The organism is Ferroplasma sp. (assembly GCF_037442045.1).
Lineage (GTDB): Archaea > Thermoplasmatota > Thermoplasmata > Thermoplasmatales > Thermoplasmataceae > Ferroplasma.
The window spans coordinates 1-4,387 of the sequence record NZ_JBBIRC010000070.1; the positions used below are offsets into that span (position 1 = coordinate 1).

Annotated in this window: 4 protein-coding genes; 2 read left to right on the forward strand and 2 right to left on the reverse strand. The window is 32.0% G+C overall.

Annotated elements, in window-relative coordinates; all coding sequences use genetic code 11:
• Nucleotides 1–114: 114 nt before the first annotated feature.
• Nucleotides 115–381, reverse strand: coding sequence for a C2H2 type zinc finger domain-containing protein (locus WKI77_RS07255; RefSeq protein WP_337861160.1), 267 nt, complete (start codon nt 379–381; stop codon nt 115–117).
• A gap of 258 nt (nt 382–639) precedes the next feature.
• Between WKI77_RS07255 and WKI77_RS07260 the strand changes: the two genes are divergently transcribed.
• Together WKI77_RS07260 and WKI77_RS07265 are read left to right on the forward strand one after the other, a co-directional pair.
• Entirely contained in the window at nt 640–2,151 is a 1,512-nt protein-coding gene (locus tag WKI77_RS07260) for a hypothetical protein (protein ID WP_337861161.1), read from the forward strand.
• Nucleotides 2,148–3,635, forward strand: a complete 1,488-nt coding sequence (locus tag WKI77_RS07265) for a hypothetical protein (protein ID WP_337861162.1) — start codon at nt 2,148–2,150, stop codon at nt 3,633–3,635. The genes WKI77_RS07260 and WKI77_RS07265 overlap by 4 nt, the downstream gene beginning before the upstream one ends.
• Nucleotides 3,636–3,672: 37 nt before the next feature.
• Here the strand turns inward: WKI77_RS07265 and WKI77_RS07270 are convergent, their stop codons facing one another.
• Nucleotides 3,673–4,284 (reverse strand): DUF996 domain-containing protein, encoded by a 612-nt coding sequence (locus WKI77_RS07270; RefSeq protein ID WP_337861163.1) that lies wholly within the window; start codon nt 4,282–4,284, stop codon nt 3,673–3,675.
• Nucleotides 4,285–4,387: the final 103 nt, after the last annotated feature.

Below are 4,387 nucleotides of genomic sequence, written 5' to 3' on the forward strand. Positions count from 1 at the left end.
CTGAAATATCAGTTTTTGATATTATTGCAGCACAGGATCTAATCCACTGTTTAAGAAAAAAGTAATGTTCAACAGCATATCCTTTCATAATTACTGGGCTATACCTTTGCATTTTTAATATAAATGGGTGGGGGATTCTCCCCTGAATTGCTTTATAAAGTCGCTTATTATCCACATCTTTAATCCATTTTCTTTGAAATTGTAATAATTCTGCAAGTGAAGAGCAAGATTTTCCTTTCCTGTTTTATTTTTTGTGATATTCTTGTTTATCCATGAAATATGCAAAAAATCCCCTTCAGATGCCATATCAATCAGGTGTTCAGCCAGGTTGCCATAGTTTCCTGTGCCAAATCTCATTGAACAGACAGGACATATTGCCATAATAAACTAATATTCATTTATATAAAAATATTATTTAACGGAAACAATAACTATTAGTTGAAATATAACATGCCAATTGCATAATATGGCCATGGATATGCTATAATGGCTACACAATTATTTTTAATTATTAATAGTCTAATCTACTATTGGCAGAAATGAAAAATTTAAATCCTGTAATAGTATATTCATATATATGGATGGAGTTCCATTAAACGCCTGAAAGCTGATAACTCCTAAAATTTCGGATGTGAGAAATTGGAGCTTGAAAGTATACTATTTAAAGTACAGGAAGATAATGGGTTGAGTCAGTATAATGATATTTTTACAGATCTTTCAATAGAAAAAATTATTAATGAAATTAATGGGAATATTCACGATTCAAAATTCATTGAATTACTGCATAAACCATTAAATAATATTAATAATATAAAATACAGGCAGGAGATATTCAATGACTTGTTTAATACCAGTATATTCCAGGCAATAACAAATTTTTACGAGCAGTTTTCAACTATCCTGTATAAATTAGGAAAGCTGGATGACCTGTATCATCTGGAAAGAGAACGCTGGTTTCTGGATTCTGTTAAAATGTACTGTGATTCTATAAATTCGTTTTTAAAGGAAATAGGAAAACAAAATATTGAATCTGAAGGATTGAAAAATTTTGTAAATTATGTTAAATTGTATACCGGTTCAGATAAATTTATCAGTTTAATGGATTCTGTTCAGGATTTAAGCAAAGTTATGAATTCTATAAGATATGAAATAACTGTAAAAGGCGTTAAAATAACCGTGAAAAAATATAAGGAATCTGCCAATTACGGAGAAAATGTAATTAAACTTTTTTCAAAGTTTCTGGAAGATGAACAGCTTCAGTATAAACGCCTGAATAATAATGGATTTGGGCATGTCGAGGCTGCAATAGTTTCAATGGTTGCAAAATTATATCCTGAACCATTTGATTCGCTCAGGGAATTTTTTAGGGTAAACCAGAATTTTATGGATTTAAAAATAAAATCTTTCATTCTCGAAATAAATTTTTATCTTAAATATTTGAAATTTATAAAACCGTTGGAAGATATCGGGCTATCATTTTGCATTCCTGAAATTATTGATCAAAAAGATGGCATACATTCAATAGATTTCTTTGATCTTGCTCTGGCAGACCGGCTTTATAAAAACAAAAAAATTCCAGTTGTTAACAGTTTCTGGTTTAACAAAGAATCTCCAGTCATTATTATCACTGGGCCAAACAATGGCGGTAAGACCACATTTGCAAGAGCGATAGGGCAGTTGCATTATCTATTCTTGCTTGGCCTTCCAGTTCCCGGCAAAGAAGCCAGGCTTTTTAAGATTGACAAAATATTTTCCCATTTTTCTAAATCAGAAAATGTTGAAAATTCAATGGGCAGGCTTGAAGAAGAACTGGTAAGATTTCACAATATACTTGAATCGGCATCTTCTGGTAGCCTCATAATAATTAATGAGATGCTGAGTGCCACAACGCTTCGGGATGGAATAGAAATAGGCAAGCATATAATAAAGAAAATCCAGGAAAAAGACGCTATTTGTATTTACACAACGTTTATTTATGAACTTTCGCAGTTGCCTGGCACTATGAGCTATGTAGCAGAAGTTGATATAAAAAATCCAGAGATACGAACGCATAAAATAGTCAAAAAAGCATCCAATGGCATGGCATATGCAATTGCACTGGCAGAAAAATATGAATTAACCTATGAAATATTAAAGGGGCGAATATCATGATGAAAACTTATTTGATTGATCGAGAAGGCATAAGAAGAATTCAAGAAAAAATCCCATGGAATGGAAAAACGCTGATCAACGATCTTGGATTAAAGCCAATAATAGACACTATGGCATCTGGAGATAGTTTTCTGTTGAACAACTCCGTAAAATATCTTCTGAACGGAACCCAGTCAATAGCTGAAATATCCTACAGGCAGAACATTTTGAAAGATTTCATTAACAATTCTGAAATTGCATATTCCATATATGAAAACGCAAGTGCCTTTATAGAGGAAGGCAAAAAACAATTTTTCTGGTTCAGCAATAATGATTCCTTATCAATAAATGTATCAATAGATATAATTACAACATTTTCCAAATATATGGAAAAAATTAGAAAAATTCTTTTAGAGAACTCAAATAAATTTGAATCAGAAGGGTTAAAAAAATTCAGCAGTGTGGTAACCGAAGAATTTGGAAAAGAATACATGGATCAGGTAATGGAGAATCTGGAAATGTTGCAGTTCAAAGATGGGGTTACCATGAGTGTTACTATTGGCCCTGGCAATGAGGGCAGAGATTATATAATATGTATGCCGGATATCAGGGCAGGCGGTTTAAAAAAGCTCGTAAATAGTACTTTAGAAAAACATTATACATACATATTGCCAGATAGGGACATTGCAGGCGGGGAAGAAATAAGCGATATTAGAAAAAGGGGACTGGGCAATATTTCCATGGTTTTAAAGAAAACATCAGAAAATATTATGGCATTTTTTAAACTTATGCAAAGTGAAATTGGTTTTTATCTTGCCGCTATAAACCTGATAAAAAAAATAAGGGAAAGAAATGGAAACATTACGTTTCCTGTACCAGAAAGAGATAACCGCAAACTATCATTTGATGGCCTTTATGATTTGGGGTTATTTTTAGGAACTAATAACCAGGTAATCTCCAATAACCTGGATGGCAATGATATTGACCTTTTCATAATTACAGGAACAAACAGAGGAGGCAAATCTACCTTTATAAGAAGCATTGGCCAGGCACAATTGATGATGCAGGCAGGGCTATTCGTGCCGGCAAATCAATTTATATGCAGTGTATTTTCCGGAGTTTATACGCATTTCAAGCATGAAGAAGATGAAACACTGGAGAGAGGAAATTTTGATGAAGAATTAAGGTCAATGAATGAAATTGCAGGGCATATAAGTAAAGGTAGCATTATGATATTTAATGAATCGTTTTCTGCTACAAACACCAGGGAAGGTTCCGATATTGCTATGCAAATTACCAGTGCATTAATTGAAAATGGAATACGGGTATTTTTTGTATCCCATTTATATGAGTTCGCTTCTTCAATGGAAGAACAAAAGAAATATGATTCTATTTTCATGGTGGCAGAAAGAAAAGCTGATGGAACACATACCTATAAAATTATAAAGGGCGAACCATCTTCAACCGGCTATGGAATGGATTTATATCACAGGATCTTTGATTAAGGTTCTTCTTAAACTTTCACAAATTTATGTGTTCTATTTAAATAAAACCTGTATCATTGCCTTTAATATCTGGATCCTCATTTACCGGTATTGCTTCATCTGGTAGTTTGTTGAACCCAATTATAAGAAATATTATGCCAATCAATATAAGTATTATACCCACTACAATAATAGTCAGGATAATTCCAATAAGAAGCAATAATGCTGCAGTATGGAAATCATCAATTCCTGTTAATTCGGAAACGCTATTACATGCTATATATTCAAATATTACTGGTAACAGTATAATAACAATTGCCATCAGAAATATAAAAAGTAATAATTCTATCAATTTTATAAATCCTATTCCTGAAGTAAGTGATGCTAAAAATATGGGTATTAAAACAAGGGCAATTAAGGCGGCACTTAATGCACCAAGAACAATTGAAGATATTAAACTATACAACATATACCTGAAAGGTTCTGGATTATTGTAATACTTTGAAATATTTTTAAATGCTATTAATAAAAAAATGAAACCAACAATACTGATTAAAAATCCTAAACCATGCAGGAAGGCGTCTCCACCAACTCCTATAAATTGTAATATAATACCAATAATGCCAAATGTTCGAGCTGATTCAAGTTCAGGTATTTTTTTATTGTACATGTACTGGTTAAATATACAATTCCATTATTTAAAACAATTTATTGCCGAGATATATAGTTCACATGACAGAATGTATAAATTCTGGATATCTTTAGTATTATCT

Coding starts and splice junctions, on each gene's coding strand:
- WKI77_RS07265 (WP_337861162.1), top strand. CDS start 2,148: ATGATGAAAACTTATTTGATTGATCGAGAAGGCATAAGAAGAATTCAA.
- WKI77_RS07270 (WP_337861163.1), bottom strand. CDS start 4,284: ATGTACAATAAAAAAATACCTGAACTTGAATCAGCTCGAACATTTGGC.
- WKI77_RS07255 (WP_337861160.1), bottom strand. CDS start 381: ATGGCAATATGTCCTGTCTGTTCAATGAGATTTGGCACAGGAAACTAT.